Origin of the sequence: Serratia sp. 4542 (genome assembly GCF_016805595.1) — a bacterium.
Taxonomy (GTDB): Bacteria; Pseudomonadota; Gammaproteobacteria; order Enterobacterales; family Enterobacteriaceae; genus Serratia; species Serratia nevei.
Genome location: NZ_RXKV01000018.1, coordinates 64,708 through 81,816 on the forward strand (window position 1 = coordinate 64,708; position 17,109 = coordinate 81,816).

18 protein-coding genes are annotated in these 17,109 nt (G+C 61.0%); 12 read left to right on the forward strand and 6 right to left on the reverse strand.

Features of this window, described 5'->3' with window-relative positions; all coding sequences use genetic code 11:
• Window positions 1-9: 9 nt before the first annotated feature.
• Window positions 10-1,089, forward strand: coding sequence for an alanine racemase (gene alr / locus EKL15_RS23105; RefSeq protein ID WP_060425158.1), 1,080 nt, complete (start codon window positions 10-12; stop codon window positions 1,087-1,089).
• A 44-nt stretch (window positions 1,090-1,133) separates the two neighbouring features.
• Here alr and EKL15_RS23110 read toward each other — a convergent pair whose 3' ends face one another.
• Window positions 1,134-1,901, reverse strand: a complete 768-nt coding sequence (locus tag EKL15_RS23110; RefSeq protein WP_060425160.1) for a transporter substrate-binding domain-containing protein — start codon at window positions 1,899-1,901, stop codon at window positions 1,134-1,136.
• 215 nt (window positions 1,902-2,116) lie between these two features.
• Here EKL15_RS23110 and EKL15_RS23115 point away from each other — a divergent pair, with 215 nt between their 5' ends.
• The 5 genes from EKL15_RS23115 (at window position 2,117) to maa (ending at window position 5,474) form a co-directional block, all read left to right on the forward strand.
• A complete protein-coding gene (locus tag EKL15_RS23115) occupies window positions 2,117-2,590 on the forward strand; it encodes an Lrp/AsnC family transcriptional regulator (protein WP_049201491.1) in 474 nt (157 codons plus the stop codon).
• A gap of 80 nt (window positions 2,591-2,670) precedes the next feature.
• Window positions 2,671-3,864: an amino acid aminotransferase gene (locus EKL15_RS23120; RefSeq protein WP_203090431.1), complete on the forward strand. Its 1,194-nt coding sequence runs from the start codon at window positions 2,671-2,673 to the stop codon at window positions 3,862-3,864.
• Window positions 3,865-3,990: 126 nt separating this feature from the next.
• The gene (locus EKL15_RS23125; protein WP_004936779.1) at window positions 3,991-4,407 is read left to right on the forward strand and encodes a secondary thiamine-phosphate synthase enzyme YjbQ; all 417 of its coding nucleotides are present in this window, start codon (window positions 3,991-3,993) and stop codon (window positions 4,405-4,407) included.
• Between the two features lie 4 nt (window positions 4,408-4,411).
• A complete protein-coding gene (locus tag EKL15_RS23130) occupies window positions 4,412-4,765 on the forward strand; it encodes an MmcQ/YjbR family DNA-binding protein (RefSeq protein ID WP_038874311.1) in 354 nt (117 codons plus the stop codon).
• A 151-nt stretch (window positions 4,766-4,916) separates the two neighbouring features.
• Window positions 4,917-5,474, forward strand: coding sequence for a maltose O-acetyltransferase (maa, locus tag EKL15_RS23135; RefSeq protein ID WP_060425164.1), 558 nt, complete (start codon window positions 4,917-4,919; stop codon window positions 5,472-5,474).
• 15 nt (window positions 5,475-5,489) lie between these two features.
• On the opposite strand, the gene EKL15_RS23140 is transcribed toward maa, so the two are convergent.
• The 3 genes from EKL15_RS23140 to uvrA form a co-directional block, all read right to left on the reverse strand.
• Window positions 5,490-6,287 carry a M48 family metallopeptidase gene (locus EKL15_RS23140; protein ID WP_158524205.1) on the reverse strand — a complete coding sequence of 266 codons (798 nt, stop codon included), beginning with the start codon at window positions 6,285-6,287 and terminating at the stop codon, window positions 5,490-5,492.
• Between the two features lie 236 nt (window positions 6,288-6,523).
• On the reverse strand, window positions 6,524-7,330 hold the full coding sequence (locus EKL15_RS23145; protein WP_370593030.1) for a MipA/OmpV family protein: 807 nt from the start codon (window positions 7,328-7,330) through the stop codon (window positions 6,524-6,526).
• 329 nt (window positions 7,331-7,659) lie between these two features.
• The gene (gene uvrA, locus EKL15_RS23150; RefSeq protein WP_049201484.1) at window positions 7,660-10,488 is read right to left on the reverse strand and encodes an excinuclease ABC subunit UvrA; all 2,829 of its coding nucleotides are present in this window, start codon (window positions 10,486-10,488) and stop codon (window positions 7,660-7,662) included.
• A gap of 277 nt (window positions 10,489-10,765) precedes the next feature.
• Here uvrA and ssb1 point away from each other — a divergent pair, with 277 nt between their 5' ends.
• On the forward strand, window positions 10,766-11,296 hold the full coding sequence (gene ssb1, locus EKL15_RS23155; protein ID WP_004936793.1) for a single-stranded DNA-binding protein SSB1: 531 nt from the start codon (window positions 10,766-10,768) through the stop codon (window positions 11,294-11,296).
• A 63-nt stretch (window positions 11,297-11,359) separates the two neighbouring features.
• On the opposite strand, the gene EKL15_RS23160 is transcribed toward ssb1, so the two are convergent.
• Complete coding sequence (locus EKL15_RS23160; protein ID WP_164105798.1) at window positions 11,360-12,109, reverse strand: 3-oxoacyl-ACP reductase family protein; 750 nt, start codon at window positions 12,107-12,109, stop codon at window positions 11,360-11,362.
• A 132-nt stretch (window positions 12,110-12,241) separates the two neighbouring features.
• Between EKL15_RS23160 and EKL15_RS23165 the strand changes: the two genes are divergently transcribed.
• Complete coding sequence (locus EKL15_RS23165) at window positions 12,242-13,159, forward strand: LysR family transcriptional regulator (RefSeq protein ID WP_049201481.1); 918 nt, start codon at window positions 12,242-12,244, stop codon at window positions 13,157-13,159.
• Between the two features lie 55 nt (window positions 13,160-13,214).
• Here the strand turns inward: EKL15_RS23165 and EKL15_RS23170 are convergent, their stop codons facing one another.
• Window positions 13,215-13,475, reverse strand: coding sequence for a YdgH/BhsA/McbA-like domain containing protein (locus tag EKL15_RS23170; protein ID WP_060440954.1), 261 nt, complete (start codon window positions 13,473-13,475; stop codon window positions 13,215-13,217).
• Window positions 13,476-13,671: 196 nt separating this feature from the next.
• Between EKL15_RS23170 and EKL15_RS23175 the strand changes: the two genes are divergently transcribed.
• The 4 genes from EKL15_RS23175 (at window position 13,672) to EKL15_RS23190 (ending at window position 16,929) form a co-directional block, all read left to right on the forward strand.
• Window positions 13,672-14,115 (forward strand): lipocalin-like domain-containing protein, encoded by a 444-nt coding sequence (locus tag EKL15_RS23175; protein ID WP_033636188.1) that lies wholly within the window; start codon window positions 13,672-13,674, stop codon window positions 14,113-14,115.
• Window positions 14,112-14,780 carry a glutathione S-transferase family protein gene (locus tag EKL15_RS23180; RefSeq protein ID WP_049201475.1) on the forward strand — a complete coding sequence of 223 codons (669 nt, stop codon included), beginning with the start codon at window positions 14,112-14,114 and terminating at the stop codon, window positions 14,778-14,780. The genes EKL15_RS23175 and EKL15_RS23180 overlap by 4 nt, the downstream gene beginning before the upstream one ends.
• 47 nt (window positions 14,781-14,827) lie before the next feature.
• Window positions 14,828-15,235, forward strand: a complete 408-nt coding sequence (locus tag EKL15_RS23185; protein ID WP_038874298.1) for a VOC family protein — start codon at window positions 14,828-14,830, stop codon at window positions 15,233-15,235.
• A gap of 332 nt (window positions 15,236-15,567) precedes the next feature.
• Window positions 15,568-16,929, forward strand: coding sequence for an NCS2 family permease (locus tag EKL15_RS23190; RefSeq protein WP_004936819.1), 1,362 nt, complete (start codon window positions 15,568-15,570; stop codon window positions 16,927-16,929).
• Window positions 16,930-17,109 lie beyond the last annotated feature (180 nt).

Below are 17,109 nucleotides of genomic sequence, written 5' to 3' on the forward strand. Positions count from 1 at the left end.
GGAACTGAAATGAAAGCGGCAACCGCTGTAATCGACCGCCGCGCTCTGCGACATAATCTGCAACAGGTGCGCCGCCAGGCGCCGCAAAGCCGCCTGATTGCCGTTGTGAAAGCAAACGCTTATGGACATGGCCTGCTGGAAACAGCACACACCCTGCAAGACGCCGACTGCTACGGCGTGGCGCGCATCGGCGAAGCGCTGATGCTGCGCTCCGGCGGCATCGTCAAACCGATCCTGCTGCTGGAAGGCTTCTTCAGTGCCGAAGATCTGCCGGTGCTGGTGGCGAACAACATCGAAACCGCGGTGCACAGCATCGAACAGCTCGAAGCGCTGGAGCAGGCCGAGCTGGCGCGTCCGGTGCCGGTGTGGATGAAGCTCGATACCGGCATGCATCGGCTGGGGGTGCGCCCCGAACACGCGGAGGCGTTTTATCAGCGCCTGTGCGCCTGCCGCAACGTGGCGCAGCCGGTCAATATCATGAGTCACTTCAGCCGCGCCGACGAGCCGGAATCCGACACCACGTTGAAACAGATCGCCTGCTTCGAGCAGTTCGCGCGCGGCAAACCGGGCCAGCGCTCGGTCGCCGCCTCCGGCGGCACGCTGCTGTGGCCTGATGCCCACAACGAGTGGGTACGCCCCGGCATTATTTTGTACGGCGTGTCGCCGCTGGATAACGGCAGCGGCGCCGAGCATGGGCTGCAGCCGGCGATGACGCTGAAGTCCAGCCTGATCGCGGTGCGCGAGCACAAGGCCGGCGAAGCGGTCGGTTACGGCGGCACTTGGGTCAGCCCGCGGGATACCCGGCTGGGCGTGGTGGCGATGGGGTACGGCGACGGCTACCCGCGCAGCGCGCCGACCGGTACGCCGATCCTGATCAACGGCCGCGAAGTGCCGATCGTCGGCCGGGTGTCGATGGACATGATTTCGGTCGATCTCGGGCCGGCCGCCGCCGATAAGGTGGGGGATGAAGCGGTGCTATGGGGGCCGGCGCTGCCGGTCGAGCGCATCGCCGTCTGCACCGGCATCAGCGCTTACGAGCTGATCACCAAGCTCACGCAGCGCGTGGCGATGGAATATATCGGCGACTGAAACGCCGCAGGGGCCGACGCGCGTCGGCCCCGTTTCTCAGCGGGTTACTTCTTTACCGCCAACCACTTATCGATAATCTTCTGATATTCGCCGGTCGCCTTGGCCAGGTGCAGCCACTGATCCACATACAGTTTCCAGCTCAGATCGTCGCGCGGCAGCATGTAAGCCTTCTCGCCGTACTGCATCGGTTTGGTCGGATTCACCGCGCACAGCTTCGGATAGCGCTTCTGCTGGTACAGCGCCTCGGAGGCGTCGGTGATCATCACGTCTGCCTTGCGGTCCACCAGCTGTTGGAAAATGCTCATGTTGTCGTGCGTGAGCGTCAGTTTGGCCTTTGGCAGATAGGCGTGCACGAAGGCTTCATTGGTGCCGCCCGCCGGTTCCAACAGACGCACCGACGGTTTGTTGATCTGCTCGAGAGTGCGGTATTTCTTCACGTCGGTGCAGCGCACCAGCGGGATTTTGCCGTCGGTATCCAGCTTGTCGGCGAAGAACACCTGCTTTTGCCGCTCCAGTGTGACGGAGATACCGCCCATCGCAATGTCGCACTTGCCGGAGGTGAAGTCCGGCGTCAGGGTTTTCCAGCTGGTCTTCACCCACTTCACTTTCGCGCCCAGGCTCTTGGCCAGCGATTCCGCCATGTCGATATCGATGCCTTCATAGCTGCCGTCTTCCTTGAGGAAGGTATAGGGCTTGTAGTCGCCGGTGGTGCAGACCTCCAGGGTCTTTTGCTGCAGCACCTTATCCAGGTGGGATTGCGCGCCGGCGCTGCCGGCGGCGAGCAGCAGCGCGAGAGGGAGTAACTTTTTCATCTGGCGTCCTTTTTATACATTCGTGGTTTTATGCGTTACTTCGCCGTTAATTGTCGTTTGCCTGCATGAGTTAGCCGTTTTTTATGCCGCTTACCGGCGAAAACGCCGGGCTTTGCTGCTGTACGCGATTTAAGCGCCAGGGTGTGACGTCGGCAACGGTAAAAAAACTGGTAGGCTGTAACGTCAACATTTATTAACACAGTTTACAGGTGGCTATGTACAACATTGACGATTTTGATATGAAAATCCTGACGCTGTTACAGGCCAACGGCCGGCTGACCAATCAGGAGCTGAGCGAGCTGGTGGGGCTCTCCGCCTCCCAGTGTTCGCGGCGGCGCATCAGCCTGGAGCAGGCGCAGCTGATCCGCGGCTACCACGCGCGGCTGGCGCCGGAGGCAGTCGGCCTGGGGCTGGTGGGGCTGATCGAAGTCAGCCTGATCACGCACGCCCAAGAGCAGATCGACAGCTTTCATCAGATGCTGGAGGAGGTGGATGCGATCCTCGACGCTTACAAGACCACCGGCGACGCCGATTACCTGCTGAAAGTGGCGGTGGCGGACCTGCCGGCGCTGAGCGAATTCATCAGCCAGACGCTGTCGCCGCACAAAAGCGTGGCGCATATCAAAACGGCGGTGGTGCTCAATCGCATCAAGGAAAACGGTTTATTGCCGGTGGCGCGAGAAAGCTAAAACCTAACGCGGTTTTCCGTCTATATTAGGAACGTAACGCTGTGCCCAAACCACAATAAATAAACCAGGAGAAAAACCCCGTGTTCCAGAACGTTGACGCCTATGCCGGCGATCCCATTCTGTCGCTGATGGAAAAATTCAAACAAGACCCGCGCGCGCACAAGGTGAACCTGAGTATCGGCCTGTACTACGATGCGCAGGGCATCATTCCGCAGATGCGGGCGGTCGCCGCGGCGGAGGCGCAGTTGAACAGCGTCGAGCACGGCGCCTCGGTATACCTGCCGATGGAAGGGCTGCAACCCTACCGTTCCGCCATCCAGCATCTGCTGTTCGGCGCGCAGCACCCGATGCTGCAGCAGGGGCGCATCGCCACCATTCAGACCGTCGGCGGTTCCGGCGCGTTGAAAGTGGGCGCCGATTTCCTGAAAAGCTACTTCCCGGATTCGCAGGTGTGGGTCAGCGATCCGACCTGGGAAAACCACGTCGCCATCTTCAGCGGCGCCGGTTTCAAGGTGAATACCTACCCGTATTTCGACAGCGAAAGCCTGGGCGTGAAGTTCGACGCCATGCTCGCCGCGCTGAAACAGCTGCCGAAGCACAGCATCGCGCTGCTGCACCCGTGCTGCCACAACCCGACCGGTTCCGACCTGACCCCTGCCCAGTGGGATGAGGTGGTCAAGGTGATCGCCGAGCGTGAAATCATTCCGTTCCTCGACATCGCCTACCAGGGCTTCGGCGGCGGCATGGAGCAGGACGCCTACGCCATTCGCGCCATCGCGGCGGCCGGCCTGCCGTGCCTGGTGAGCAACTCGTTCTCGAAGATCTTCTCGCTGTACGGCGAGCGCGTCGGCGGCCTGTCGGTGGTGTGCGAAAGCGAAGAGGCGGCCGGGCGCGTGCTGGGCCAGCTGAAGGCCACCGTGCGCCGCAACTACTCGAGCCCGCCGAATTTCGGCGCGCAGCTGGTGGCCAAGGTGCTGAACGACGCCCAGCTGAAAAACCAATGGCTGGACGAAGTGGAGAGCATGCGCACCCGCATTCTCGAGATGCGTCACGCGCTGGTGGACACCCTGAAGAGCGCGCTGCCGCAGCGCAACTTCGATTACCTGCTGGCGCAGCGCGGCATGTTCAGCTATACCGGCCTCAGCGCGGCGCAGGTCGATCGCCTGCGTGAAGAGTTCGGCGTCTACCTGATCCACAGCGGCCGCATGTGCGTGGCTGGCCTGAACCACAACAACGTGCGTCAGGTGGCCGAGGCGTTTGCCGCGGTGCAGTAACGTCTGTTAGCCTGAACGGACGTTCATCGGGGAGCGATAGCGATATCGCTCCTTTTTTATTGCCGGCGTGCCGCCGAAGTTGCCGCAAACCGGAGAGAGAATATACTGATTGAGGGGCGCTCACTCATGTGGCATCAGCAAACGCTAATCCTCAGCGCAAAAGCGCGTGGCTTTCATCTGGTTACCGACGAGATCGTCAACCAGTTAACCCACTTACACCGCCTGCAAACCGGCCTGCTGCATCTGTTGCTGCAGCATACCTCGGCCTCGCTGACGCTCAACGAGAACTGCGATCCCACGGTGCGAGCCGATATGGAGCAGCATTTCCTGCGTCAAGTGCCGGAAAACGCACCCTATCAGCATGACTACGAAGGGCCGGACGACATGCCGGCGCACATCAAATCCTCGCTGCTGGGCGCGTCCTTGACGCTGCCCGTCAGGCACGGGCGGCTGATGTTGGGCACATGGCAGGGCATCTGGCTGGGGGAGCACCGCATCCACGGCGGAGCACGCCGTATTGTGGCCACATTACAGGGGGAGTAACCCAATGAATAACAGCGCATTGCTGGAGTACTGCATGGCGAAGCCGGGCGCGGAGCAAAGCGACCAGAACCAGTGGCAGGCCAGTCAGATCAAGGTAGGCGACGTGATGTTCGCCATGGTGTGCGAGGTCGAAGGGCGGCCGGCGCTGGCGGTCAAGTCCAGCCCGGAGCTGGCGGAAAGCCTGCGTGAACACCATCCTGAGATCGTCGCCTGCGCCGGCCTGAACAAGGCGCACTGGAACACGGTGTTTCTCGACGGCAACCTGCCGAACTCGCAGTTTTACACGCTGATCGACAGCTCCTATCAGCTGGTGGTGGAAGGCCTGCCCGAACACGTGCGCCAGGAACTGCGCGCCTGATTGCCGGGCGGCGGCGCTGCCCGTTTTTCTCCTGTTTTTTCGTGTCAAAGCGTGATCGTGATTTTAAATTGGGAACGTTCCCTTTTTGTCATCAGGCAAAAGCGGCTACGCTTGGGCATTCAAGAAACGCGGATAACATAAGGAGGCCGACATGGCCATCAGCGAAGAAAAGCGCAAGATGATCGCCGGGGAGCTGTACGACGCCGGCGATGACCTGCTGCGCAGCGAGCGTCGGCGCGCGCGCCAGCTGACGCATCGCTATAACCACTCCTCGCCGGAAGAGGGCGAGCTGCGCAAACAGTGGCTGGGTGAGCTGCTGGGCGGCTATCAGGGCGGCACCATCGAGCCGACCTTCCGCTGCGACTATGGCTATAACATTTATCTCGGCAAGAACTTCTACGCCAATTTCGACTGCGTGATCCTCGACGTGTGCGAGGTGCATATCGGCGACAACTGCCTGCTGGCACCGGGCGTGCATATTTACACCGCGACCCATCCGCTGGACGCTGAGACCCGCGTCGGTGGTGCGGAGCTCGGTAAGCCGGTCAAGATTGGCGACAACGTATGGATTGGCGGACGCGCGGTGATCAATCCGGGCGTGACCATCGGCGACAATGCGGTCGTGGCCTCCGGCGCGGTGGTGACCAAAGACGTGCCGGCCAACTGCGTGGTGGGCGGCAACCCCGCGCGGGTGCTGAAAACGCTGTAGGCCCGGCGGGGCGGATTAAAACATGCTGCCGTGGCGCTCGAAGCCGTGCATCTCAATGTCTTTGAGCGCCTTGAAGCGTTTGACCATCACCGCATGATCCGACAGCAGGTTGCTGATGCGGACAAACAGCTCCTTGTTCTCTTCTTCGCACTGTTCCAGCCAGGCCTGCGGGTTCACGCCGTGCTGCATCCAGGGGCCGACGGCCAGCAGCCGCACCGTGTCGGCGTAATTCGGGCAGACGGCGAGCGCCACGCGGTCTGCGGAATACTCCTGTGCGCGGGTGGTCGCCAGGCCGGGCAGCACCAGCGATTGCGGTACGACGCCGATCGCCAGGCGCCACAGCGACACGTGGCGCAGCTTATGGTGGGCCAGCTCGTGCGCCAGCACGAACTCCACGATCTCCGGCGCGGTGGGCATCAGCATGGCGATTTCAGCGTGGATCACCACATAGCGCTGACGGCGGTTGCATTCCAGCGCGAAGGCGTTGACCACGCCGTTGCCGTTGGTCAGGTAGAGCTTCGGCAGCGTCTTGAGCTCCAGGCGGCGGCCAATATCCTGATACAGCGCGAACAGCTCGGGAAATTGTGCCGGCCCGACGCGCAAGGCGTTGGATTTCGCCTGGGCGGCGAGATAGAAACGATAAATATAGAAAGCGATAGGGATCAGCGGTAATAAGGCGAACAGGCTGAGCGTATCCAATGTTTCTTTGGCTTCCGTGCCTAATCCCAGAATCGTCTCGTCCGAGGACGCGACGATAGCGGCGATGCCAAATAAAAAACCGAGAAGCGTTATTATCGCCGATAGCCAGATCATGGGCATTTCCCAGCGGTGGCGAAATGCCGTGAAGTTACGACATTCTGTCGAATGATGTTGGCACATAAAATATCTTTAATAAGGGAGAGCAACGCCAGATATTGTCAGGTAAATATGGCATGGTTTAATTATCCGCCTGTTTACCTCACAATTCGTTAAACTATAGTTTATTTTTTCACCGTCGCGTTATGGCGTTATCTGACGGGCGTACGCGCTCGCTCTCATTGGGTAAAACGTCAGAAGCTGTAGCTGGCGCTGGTGAAGGCCATACCCGACGTGGTTTTTTCGACGATAGGGCTGTCGGCCGCGTCGCCCAGCAGACGGGTCACGCCGACCCCGGCCTGGAAGGCCACGTTCGGTCGCCATTGGTAATTGAGCGCGGCGGTGAGGGTCGCGTCCTTGAAGCCGCTGCCCGGCCGATAAGCGCTGAAAGCGCTGCGCTGTGCCTGCTGCGACGTCACGCCGAAATAGCCGCGCTGATAGCCGCTGTTGGCCCAGGTGGTGGAAAGGTTGCCGATTAACGTCAGCTGTTCGCTGAGTGGATATTGCCCGGTGAGCCCGGTTTCCACATAGGCCGTGTGGCCCAGTTCTTCCCCGCCGTAGCTGCGCTTGCGCGTTGCCTGTATGCCTTTTACGTAGGCGCGGAAGGGATCGAGTTGGTAGCTCAGTTCGGCGCCGGCCTCCAGTGCGCCACCCAGCTTGCCCATGCCCTTGAGTCGGGTGTTGCGCCCGCGTAAGGTTCTGATTTCCTCGTCACGGCCGGCGTCATAGTTGAGCAATAACGCGATGCCGACGGGGCCGGCGAGCGGGAATTGCCAGCGTGCCCCCTCGCTGCCTGCGCTGAACTCCCCCCAGCTGGCGTTTTGGTAGCCGGCATTCACCTGATACAAGGGTTCAATGCTGTAAAAAGAAGAGCCTTCATAGGCGGGGGCGACGGCAAGGCCGCCGGCGAGCGTTAAAGAGGCCTCGCCGTCCTGCGCCTGAGTGGCGAAAGGAAACAGAAATAACAGCGCGGCGACAGAGGTTCCCAGTTTAGTATCCACGTTAAACACCTTTTATATCATCCCATTGAATATACGGCCCGCAGGCCGGCGATTAATTGCAGCTTATTTATAAACGCCAGGTTTATATTGATTAATTGACAGACGACGGCGCGTCATTGGCGTTATTTCACCGCAACAGTGAAACGCATGGGGAATAAACAACAGCCAAACGAGTGGCATGATTGGGCGAGTTTATTATTGGCAGGGCTCAAAGCGCCTGTTTTTAAAGGCATGATGCAGAGAAGATGATTTAATGTTTTTCAGAAAGGGATATGTTGATTGCTCAACGAGGCGGCCTATTCCGCCTCGTTGAGAGGGATAACCCGCCGTTATTTTTCCAGCAGCGGTTTCAGGAAGCGTGCGGTGTGCGATTTTTCACACTCGGCCACGGTTTCCGGCGTGCCGGCGACCAGGATTTCGCCGCCGCCGCTGCCGCCTTCCGGCCCCAGATCGACGATCCAGTCGGCGGTCTTGATCACGTCCAGGTTATGCTCGATGACCACGATGGTGTTGCCCTGATCGCGCAACTGATGCAGCACCGCCAACAGCTGCTGGATATCGGCGAAGTGCAGACCGGTGGTCGGCTCGTCGAGGATATACAGCGTCTGGCCGGTGCCGCGTTTCGACAGCTCGCGCGCCAGCTTGACGCGCTGCGCCTCACCGCCGGAGAGCGTGGTGGCCGACTGGCCGAGACGGATGTACGACAGGCCGACATCCATCAGGGTCTGCAGCTTGCGCGCCAGCGCCGGCACCGCGTCGAAGAACTCACGCGCTTCTTCGATGGTCATCTCCAGCACTTCGTGGATGCTCTTGCCCTTGTACTTCACTTCCAGCGTTTCGCGGTTATAGCGCTTGCCCTTGCACTGGTCGCACGGCACGTAGATGTCCGGCAGGAAGTGCATCTCGACCTTGATCACCCCGTCGCCCTGGCAGGCTTCACAGCGCCCGCCCTTGACGTTGAAGCTGAAACGGCCCGGCGTATAACCGCGGCTGCGCGATTCCGGCACGCCGGCGAACAGCTCGCGCACCGGGGTAAAAATGCCGGTGTAGGTGGCCGGGTTGGAGCGCGGCGTGCGGCCGATCGGGCTTTGATCGATGTCGATCACCTTGTCGAAATGTTCCAGGCCGGTCACTTCGCGGAACGGCGCCGGTTCGGCGATGGTGGCGCCGTTGAGCTGGCGCTGAGCGATCGGGAACAGCGTATCGTTGATCAGCGTCGATTTGCCGGAGCCGGAAACGCCGGTGATGCAGGTAAACAGCCCGACCGGCAGCGTCAGCGTCACGTCCTTCAGGTTGTTGCCGCGCGCGCCGCTCAGCTTCAGCACCTTGGTCGGATCGGCCTGCACGCGCTGCGCCGGAATGGCGATCTCGCGCTTGCCGCTGAGGAACTGGCCGGTCAGCGAGTCCGGCTGCGCCATGATGTCGTCGACGGTGCCTTCTGCCACCACCTGGCCGCCGTGCACGCCGGCACCGGGGCCGATGTCGATCACGTGATCGGCGGCGCGGATGGCGTCTTCGTCATGCTCCACCACGATCACCGTGTTGCCGAGGTTGCGCAGGTGGATCAGCGTTTCCAGCAGGCGCTCGTTGTCGCGCTGGTGCAGGCCGATCGACGGCTCATCCAGCACGTACATCACGCCCACCAGGCCGGCGCCGATCTGGCTGGCCAAACGGATACGCTGCGCTTCGCCGCCGGAGAGCGTCTCCGCCGAGCGGGACAGTGACAGGTAGTTCAGGCCGACGTTCACCAGGAATTTCAGGCGATCGCCGATCTCTTTCAGCACTTTTTCGGCGATTTTGGCGCGTTGGCCGCTGAGCTTCATGTTCTGGAAGAAGGTCATCGCATGGCCGATGCTCAAATCGGAGATCTCCGGCAGCGTGGTGTCTTCGACGAACACGTTGCGCGCTTCTTCGCGCAGGCGGGTGCCGTGGCACGAGGCGCAAGGGCGGTTGCTGATGAACTTCGCCAGCTCTTCGCGCACCGCGCTGGATTCGGTCTCTTTGTAGCGGCGCTCCATGTTGTGCAGCACGCCTTCGAACGGATGGCGGCGCACGGTGGTGTCACCGCGATCGTTGATGTATTTGAATTCGATCGACTCTTTGCCGGAGCCGCTCAGCACTGCCTTCTGCACGTTGGCGCTCAGGGTGTTGAACGGCGCCTCTACGTCGAACTCATAATGCTCCGCCAGCGAGCGCAGCATCTGGAAGTAATAGAAGTTGCGGCGATCCCAGCCGCGGATCGCGCCGCCGGCCAGCGACAGCTCGGGGTTTTGCACCACGCGATCCGGATCGAAGAACTGCTGCACGCCCAGGCCGTCGCAGGTCGGGCAGGCGCCGGCCGGGTTGTTGAAGGAAAACAGGCGCGGTTCCAGCTCGCGCATGCTGTAGCCGCAGATCGGGCAGGCGAAGTTGGCGGAAAACAGCAGCTCGTCCGCTTTCTCGTCGTCCATGTCCGCCACCACGGCGGTGCCGCCGGACAATTCCAGCGCGGTTTCGAACGATTCGGCCAGGCGCTGCGCCATGTCGTCGCGCACCTTGAAGCGATCGACCACCACTTCGATGGTGTGTTTCTTCTGCAGCTCCAGCTTCGGCGGATCGGACAGATCGCACACTTCGCCGTCGATGCGCGCGCGGATGTAGCCCTGGGCGGCCAGGTTTTCCAGCGTTTTGGTGTGCTCGCCCTTGCGGTCTTTCACCACCGGCGCCAGCAGCATCAGGCGTTTGCCTTCCGGCTGGCTCAGCACGTTATCGACCATCTGGCTGACGGTTTGCGCCGCCAGCGGCACATGGTGATCCGGGCAGCGCGGCTCGCCAACGCGGGCGAACAGCAGGCGCAGGTAGTCGTGGATCTCGGTGATGGTGCCGACCGTGGATCGCGGGTTGTGCGAGGTGGATTTCTGCTCGATGGAGATCGCCGGCGACAGGCCTTCGATATGGTCGACGTCGGGTTTTTCCATCAGCGACAGGAACTGGCGCGCATAGGCGGAGAGCGATTCGACGTAGCGGCGTTGCCCTTCGGCATACAGCGTATCGAAAGCCAGCGATGACTTGCCGGAACCGGACAGGCCGGTGACGACGATCAGTTTGTCACGCGGGATGATCAGGTTGATGTTTTTCAGATTATGGGTTCGAGCACCACGAACTTCGATATTGTCCATTTACACTTCCCGTCTTGATGATACACCGCGCCTGTCGCGATTTTTGCGGGGGATTTTGTGATGGATCTCGCAAAAAACCGGCACAGCCTGGTCGAAACGCATAATTATGACACAAAAAAACCTGAATGAATATCCAGTATGCGAATGCAACAAGGTCGATCGAAAAGACAATTCTGGAATGCAATTCGCACTTATCAACACGGGTGTGGTTTCGCACTCAGCGTGGTAAACTGACGCGTTTATACTGTGTAGAAATCAATCATCGGGAGAAGTGCTCATGGCCAGCAGAGGCGTAAACAAAGTAATTCTGGTCGGGAATCTGGGTCAGGATCCAGAAGTCCGTTACATGCCGAACGGCGGCGCAGTGGCCAACATTACCCTGGCGACCTCCGAAAGCTGGCGTGACAAGGCGACCGGCGAACAGAAAGAGAAGACCGAGTGGCACCGCGTCGTGCTGTTCGGCAAACTGGCCGAAGTGGCGGGCGAATACCTGCGCAAGGGCTCTCAGGTCTACATCGAAGGCTCCCTGCAGACCCGTAAATGGCAGGATCAGAGCGGCCAGGATCGCTACACCACCGAGATCGTGGTTAACGTCGGCGGCACCATGCAGATGCTGGGCGGCCGTCAGGGCGGCGGCGCACCGGCCGGTCAATCTGCCGGTGGCCAGGGCGGTTGGGGCCAGCCTCAGCAGCCACAGGGCGGCAACCAGTTCAGCGGCGGCCAGCAGCAGTCTCGCCCGGCGCAGAACAGCGCTCCGGCAACCAGCAACGAACCGCCAATGGATTTCGACGACGATATCCCGTTCTGATATCCGGCCGTTTGCAGCCAACAAAAAAGCCCCTTCACGGGGCTTTTTGCATTTCAGGGGCGGTTACGCCGAGAAGCCGCCGTCGATGCTCAGGCTGGCGCCGGTGATATAACCCGCCTGCGGGCCGGCGAGGTAGGCGACGAAGCCGGCGATCTCTTCATCTTTGCCGTAGCGGCCGATCGCCATCAGCTGCTTGAGCCGATCGGCGAACTCGCCGGCATCCGGGTTCATTTCGGTGTCCACCGGGCCGGGCTGCACGTTATTGACGGTGATGCCGCGCGGGCCGAGATCGCGCGCCATGCCTTTGGTCAGGCCGACCAGCGCCGATTTGCTCATCGCATACACCGCCGCGCCGCCGAACGGCACGCGCTCGGCGTTGGTGCTGCCGATGTGGATGATGCGGCCACCGTCGTTCATGTGGCGCGCCGCCTCCTGGCTGGCGACGAACACGCTGCGCACGTTGACCGCCAGCATGCGATCCAGGTCTTCCAACGCCAGTTCCTCGGTGCTGCCCAGCGTAAACACCCCGGCGTTGTTCACCAGAATATCCAGATTGCCGAACTGGCTGACCGCCTGGCGCACCGCCTGCTGCAGCGCCGCCGCATCGGCGCTGTCGGCCTTGATGGCGAGGGCTTTGCCACCGGCGGCGGTGATGGTGCTTGCCACCGCTTCGGCGCGATCGGCCGAGGCGGCGTAGGTAAAGGCGACGGCGGCGCCTTCGCTCGCCAACCGTTTAACGATGGCGGCGCCGATGCCGCGTGAACCGCCTTGAACGAACGCGACTTTGCCTTGCAGCGGGTGTGCTGTGGTCATGTTATTTCTCCAAAGTGGGTGAGGGTAAAGTAAAGTGCCGGCATTCAGTATCGGAGATCGCCGGCACGGCCACTAGCCACAAAGAGCTATAATCAGTTCAAACCATTAGTTTGAAATCCATAGAGGAAAAGTATGCTGGGACACCTGGAATGCTTCGTCAGCAGCGCGGAAAACGGCAGCTTTTCCGCCGCCGGCCGCAAGCTGGGCCTCAGCCCGGCGGCGGTGGGCAAAAACGTCACCCGGCTGGAGACGCTGGTTGGCGTGCGCCTGTTTCAGCGCAACACTCGCCAGCTGATCCTGACCGAAGAGGGCGAGCGTTTTTTGCAGGAAGTCAGCGGTGGCCTGCAGTCGATTCAGTGCGCGTTGAAGGGCCTGAGCAGCAGCGGCGGCGTGGCGGCCGGCAGCCTGAGGATCAGCATGGGCACCGCTTTCGGTCTGAATTTCGTGTTGCCGATGTTGCCGGATTTTCTGGCGCGTTATCCGGCGATCGTGCCGGACTGGCATTTCGATAATCGCCAGGTGGATCTGATCGGCGAGCACTTCGACGCCGCGTTGGGCGGCGGCATCGAACTGGCACAGGGGATGATTGCGCGCGAGCTGGCGCCCGCACACGGCGTGTTGGTGGCTTCGGCGGATTATCTGCGGCAACGGCCGCCGCTGCGGCAGCCGGAACAGCTGGCGCAACACACCGGGATTTTCATCCGTTCGCCACAGACCGGGCGCATCCGCCATCAGCCGCTGCGCAATGCGGAAAACGAGCAGCATGCGCCGGCGATGGCGATTGGCATGACGGTAAACGAGCCGGAGGCGGCGGCGCGGGCGGCGGAAATGGGCTTGGGCATTGCCTTGATCGCCATGCCGAATGCGGTGCCCTATCTGGAAAACGGCCGCCTGGTGCGGGTGTTGCCGGGTTGGTATGTCGATCGCGGCAGCATGCACCTTTATTTTCCCACCACCAAATTCTTACCGACCAAAACCCGGGTTTTTGTCGATTTCATCACCGAGCAGTTTCGCCTCCAGAAGCTGGCGACACGCTTCGACGCCCGCTAAAACGAGAAAAGCCCCTTGCGGGGCTTCTTTCTTCCGTCGGTTGGCTGTTCGACGATCAGTTGAAGATTTCTGCGGTGCCGTACAGTTTGTTCTGGCCGCCGGCGGCGACGATGCGGTATGAACTGGCGCCCGATGCGGCGGCTTTGCTGGCCAGTTCGCTTTCCAGCGCGCTCAGGTTGGTGGCGCCGCTAACGGAAACTACGCCGATTTTCTGGGCGTCTGCAGCGGGTTGGCTGGAAGGCATATCGGCGGCGAAGGTAGCAAAAGAAGCGGTAGCCAGCAGTGCAGCGGTAGCAAAAATTTTGACGTTTTTCATGATGTATTCCTCAGCGTATTGATTGGATGAGAGCCCGGTGTCTCTCGATGTGTTAAATAGTAGTGCGGCAGGCTGGAATAAAAAATCGGAGAGTTTTGAGTATCTCTGTCAAATAAACTGATTATTTTTTCATCCGCTGGCGTGCGGTAAAAATCGCCACTACCCTATACAGACGATCCTTAACCGGAGAAGCGTAATGACGGTAAACGCATTTATCGGCAGTTGGGCGCTGGTGTCCTCGGCATTTGAGAACCAGGACGGCGAGCTGAATTACCCGCTGGGTGAGCAGGTGCTGGGGCGCATCCACTATGAGGCCAACGGCACGATGGCGGCGCAGCTGTACAGCGCCGTGCGGCCGCGTTTCGCCGCCGACGATTTGGCGCAGGGGTCCGAGCGGGAGATCCGCGCGGCCTTCATCAATATGATTTGCTACTTCGGCCGCTATCAGGTGGAGGAAAGCGAACAGCGGGTGGTGCATCAGGTCGAAGGCTGTTCGTTCCCCAACTGGGTAGGCAGCCGTCAGGTGCGTTTTTACGCTTTCAGCGGCGATCGGCTGACGTTGCGCACGGTGCCCTTGCAGCTCGGCAACGGCGTGCAGGTGGGCGAACTGGTGTGGCAGCGGACAGGAGCTTCTTTATGATCATTGTTCATCATCTCAATCACTCGCGGTCGCAGCGCATTCTGTGGTTTCTGGAAGAGCTGGGCGTGCCCTATCAGGTGCAACGCTACGAACGCGATCCGCAGACTATGCTGGCGCCGGCTGCGCTGAAAAAGATCCACCCGCTGGGCAAATCGCCGGTGATCGTCGACGGCGATCTGACGCTGGCGGAATCCGGCGCCATCATCGAATACCTGCAGGAAGCCTATGACGCGCAAGGGATGTTCATGCCGACCGACTTCCACGCGCGCCAGCAATACCGCTACTGGCTGCACTACGCTGAAGGATCGCTGATGCCGCTGTTGGTGATGAAACTGGTGTTCAGCCGGCTCGGCCAGCCGCCGATCCCCTGGCTGCTGCGGCCGGTGGCCGGCGCGATCGGCAAGGGCGTGCAGCGCGAATATCTCGACAAGCAGATCGCGCCGCACTGCGAATTCCTCGAACAGCACCTGAACAAGGGCAGCTGGTTTGTCGGCAACGACTTCAGCGCGGCGGACATTCAGATGAGCTTCCCGCTGGAGGCGATGGCGGCGCGCGGCGCGTTGGATGATTGCCCGAAACTGCGCGGTTTTCTGCAGCGCATTCACGCCCGGCCCGCCTACCAGCGGGCGTTGGAGCAGGGCGGCCCTTACGACCTGCTGAGCTAAGCGGATGGGCTATACTCGATGGGGTCATTCTTCATCGGAGGTAGCCCATGGCTACGCAAATCTTCGTTAACCTGCCCGTCAGCGATCTGCCCGCCTCGATGGCGTTCTTCACCCACCTGGGTTTCACTTTCAATCCGCAATTCACCGATGACACCGCCGCGTGCATGGTGGTCAGCGACACGATTTACGTGATGTTGCTGACCCACGACAAATTCAGGATGTTTACCCCGAACCCGATCGGCGACGCCAAGCAGGCCACCGAAGTGCTGGTATGCCTGTCGCAACCCAGCCGGGCGGCGGTGGACGAACTGGTGCGCAAGGCGGTCGCCGGCGGCGGCAACACCTACCACCCGCCGCGGGACTACGGCGTGATGTACGGCCACGGTTTTCAGGATCTGGATGGCCATATCTGGGAATTGATGTATATGGATCCCGCTGCGGTGCAGACGCAATAACCCTGCCGCGACGGCGTTCGCCGGGGCGCCCGTCGCCCCGGTTTTATCGTACAGGCGTCATTCCCGCCGCTTTCTGCATAAATTGCCGCGATCTTTAGTTGATTAGACGCTATGGAAGGCAGGATAATCGTTTGCCTTGAATAAACCACCATAAATCACCCGTACCGCGCGCTGCGAGTTAAACGTTTGCCTTGGTGCGCATCGCCGTTGGCGCTGCGACAGAAGGGCAAGGATGCGGAACGTGACGTAAACGATTACGTGACGATCGGGCGCGGGCGAGATTACAGGCCTGCTGCGACGGGCCGATTCATGAAACACAGGGGAAGTAACCTATGTCGAACTCTCAAGCGAACCACGCCGCAAAACCAACCGGCGGGCTTGATGGCTATTTTAAAATTTCCGCGCGCGGCAGCAGCGTGCGCCAGGAGGTGGTGGCGGGGCTAACCACCTTCCTGGCGATGGTGTACTCGGTGATCGTGGTGCCGAGCATGCTGGGCAAAGCGGGCTTCCCGCCGGCGGCGGTGTTTGTCTCCACCTGCCTGGTGGCCGGGCTGGGCTCGCTGCTGATGGGGCTGTGGGCTAACCTGCCGATGGCGATCGGCTGTGCGATCTCGTTGACCGCCTTCACCGCCTTCAGCCTGGTGCTGGGCCAGCACATCAGCATTCCGGTGGCGCTGGGTGCGGTGTTCCTGATGGGCGTACTGTTTACCATTATCTCGGTCACCGGCATCCGCGCCTGGATCCTGCGCAACCTGCCGATGGGCGTGGCGCACGGCACCGGCATCGGTATCGGTCTGTTCCTGCTGCTGATCGCCGCCAACGGCGTCGGCCTGGTGGTGAAGAACCCGCTGGATGGCCTGCCGGTGGCGCTCGGCGCGTTCACCTCCTTCCCGGTGGTGATGACGCTGGTCGGCCTGGCGGTGATCTTCGGCCTGGAAAAACTGCGCGTGCCCGGCGGCATTTTGCTGGTGATCATCGCCATTTCCATCATCGGCTTGATCTTCGACCCGGCGGTGAAATACCAGGGGCTATTCGCCATGCCGAGCCTGGCGGACGCTGACGGCAAGTCGTTGATCTTCAGCCTGGATATCATGGGCGCATTGCAGCCGGTGGTGTTGCCGAGCGTGCTGGCGCTGGTGATGACCGCGGTGTTCGACGCCACCGGCACCATCCGCGCGGTGGCCGGGCAGGCCAACCTGCTGGATAAAGACGGGCAGATCATCAACGGCGGCAAGGCGCTGACCTCGGATTCCCTGAGCAGCATCTTCTCCGGCCTGGTGGGCGCCGCGCCCGCCGCGGTCTACATCGAATCCGCCGCCGGCACCGCCGCGGGCGGCAAGACCGGCCTGACCGCCACCGTGGTCGGCATTCTGTTCCTGCTGATCCTGTTCCTGTCGCCGCTGGCCTATCTGGTGCCGGTCTATGCCACCGCACCGGCGCTGATGTACGTCGGCCTGCTGATGCTGAGCAACGTCACCAAGCTGGACTTCAACGACTTCGTCGACGCGATGGCCGGCCTGCTGTGCGCGGTGTTCATCGTACTGACCTGCAACATCGTTACCGGCATCATGCTGGGCTTCAGCTCGCTGGTCATCGGCCGCATCTTCTCCGGCGAATGGCGCAAGCTGAACATCGGCACCGTGCTGATCGCCGTGGCGCTGGTGGCGTTCTACGCCGGCGGCTGGGCGATTTAAGACCCTCAGCTTCCCTCGCCCGGCGGGCGAGGGAAGCGGTCACGGCATTTCCCTTCTTAAGATAAGTCTTCTTCTGCTCTGCACCGCGTTTTGAAAGGCACAACAAGCTTTAACGGCTGTAAAAAAAGTGATCTACTATCGGGACCAACGCAGGCCCTGAGCCGATGTCGTCTGAATCGT

Bases quoted from the DNA above. Each gene is read 5' to 3' on its own strand.
- EKL15_RS23165 (WP_049201481.1), top strand. From the start codon at position 12,242: ATGCTGGGACACCTGGAATGCTTCGTCAGCAGCGCGGAAAACGGCAGC.
- EKL15_RS23130 (WP_038874311.1), top strand. From the start codon at position 4,412: ATGAATAACAGCGCATTGCTGGAGTACTGCATGGCGAAGCCGGGCGCG.
- alr (WP_060425158.1), top strand. From the start codon at position 10: ATGAAAGCGGCAACCGCTGTAATCGACCGCCGCGCTCTGCGACATAAT.
- EKL15_RS23190 (WP_004936819.1), top strand. From the start codon at position 15,568: ATGTCGAACTCTCAAGCGAACCACGCCGCAAAACCAACCGGCGGGCTT.
- EKL15_RS23125 (WP_004936779.1), top strand. From the start codon at position 3,991: ATGTGGCATCAGCAAACGCTAATCCTCAGCGCAAAAGCGCGTGGCTTT.
- EKL15_RS23185 (WP_038874298.1), top strand. From the start codon at position 14,828: ATGGCTACGCAAATCTTCGTTAACCTGCCCGTCAGCGATCTGCCCGCC.
- ssb1 (WP_004936793.1), top strand. From the start codon at position 10,766: ATGGCCAGCAGAGGCGTAAACAAAGTAATTCTGGTCGGGAATCTGGGT.
- EKL15_RS23140 (WP_158524205.1), bottom strand. From the start codon at position 6,287: ATGATCTGGCTATCGGCGATAATAACGCTTCTCGGTTTTTTATTTGGC.
- EKL15_RS23180 (WP_049201475.1), top strand. From the start codon at position 14,112: ATGATCATTGTTCATCATCTCAATCACTCGCGGTCGCAGCGCATTCTG.
- EKL15_RS23110 (WP_060425160.1), bottom strand. From the start codon at position 1,901: ATGAAAAAGTTACTCCCTCTCGCGCTGCTGCTCGCCGCCGGCAGCGCC.
- EKL15_RS23115 (WP_049201491.1), top strand. From the start codon at position 2,117: ATGTACAACATTGACGATTTTGATATGAAAATCCTGACGCTGTTACAG.
- EKL15_RS23170 (WP_060440954.1), bottom strand. From the start codon at position 13,475: ATGAAAAACGTCAAAATTTTTGCTACCGCTGCACTGCTGGCTACCGCT.
- maa (WP_060425164.1), top strand. From the start codon at position 4,917: ATGGCCATCAGCGAAGAAAAGCGCAAGATGATCGCCGGGGAGCTGTAC.
- EKL15_RS23175 (WP_033636188.1), top strand. From the start codon at position 13,672: ATGACGGTAAACGCATTTATCGGCAGTTGGGCGCTGGTGTCCTCGGCA.
- uvrA (WP_049201484.1), bottom strand. From the start codon at position 10,488: ATGGACAATATCGAAGTTCGTGGTGCTCGAACCCATAATCTGAAAAAC.
- EKL15_RS23160 (WP_164105798.1), bottom strand. From the start codon at position 12,109: ATGACCACAGCACACCCGCTGCAAGGCAAAGTCGCGTTCGTTCAAGGC.